Genomic DNA, 743 nt, shown 5'->3' on the forward strand with positions numbered 1-743 from the left:
GCCACAGAAGGAGCGGCCGGCCAGGGCGGCCTTGCGGAACAGGCGCCACCAGCCCTCCTGGAGGTTGAGCCAGCAGGCCCCGACCGGGATGAAGACATGGTGGATGCGGGGGTGATCCTCCAGCCACTCGCGGGTGGACTTGCTGTTGTGGGAGGACAGGTTGTCGGTGACGATCCAGATGGTCCCGGTCGGGTTGGTTTCCTCGACTTTCCGCAGGAACTGCTGGTAGTTGACGCTGTTGCGGGAGGCCGCGGTGGTGGTGGTCTCGATGCCGTCGCGGACCCGCAGGCCGCCGTAGACCCAGGTCTTCTCCGGGCCGCGGCTGTAGTCGAGTTCGGCCTTGATCCGGTGCCCGTCCGGTGACCAGCCAGGGGCGGGCGGGAAGGCGCGCGGGATGACTGGCCCGAGCTCGTCGGCGCAGATCACCGTGGCGTCCGGTGGTGGGTCGGTGTAGAGGCCGACGATCTTCGTCCTTTTGGGGCGAACTCCGGGTCGCGGCTGGTGGTCCAGGTGCGGGTACGGCGCCAGCGCACCCCCTCCGCGAGGAGGATCCGGCGGACCTGGGACCGGCCGACCTGGATGCCCTCGGCCCGGGCGGTGGCGGCCAGCGCGTCCAGGGTCCACTCCTCGGGGCCCTCCACGTCGGCCGCCCACAGCTCGTTGGACGGCTGGATCTCCAGCCGTCCGGGCGGGGTGAGTTTGACCAGGGCGATGATGCGGGAGCGTTCGTCCTCGGTGATCCG

1 protein-coding gene and 1 pseudogene are annotated in these 743 nt (G+C 70.3%); both read right to left on the reverse strand.

The genetic code is table 11. The features are described 5' to 3' along the window. Positions 1 to 528, reverse strand: a 528-nt coding sequence (locus IG74_RS0144810) for an IS630 family transposase (RefSeq protein WP_234334697.1), incomplete at its 3' end; no start/stop codon positions are given. Then, positions 423 to 743 (reverse strand): annotated as a pseudogene (locus tag IG74_RS0144815) (helix-turn-helix domain-containing protein); the annotation flags it as partial. The gene IG74_RS0144810 and the pseudogene IG74_RS0144815, both read right to left, overlap by 106 nt.

Source organism: Streptomyces sp. NRRL B-1347 (assembly GCF_000720325.1).
In the GTDB taxonomy this organism is placed as follows: Bacteria; Actinomycetota; Actinomycetes; order Streptomycetales; family Streptomycetaceae; genus Streptomyces.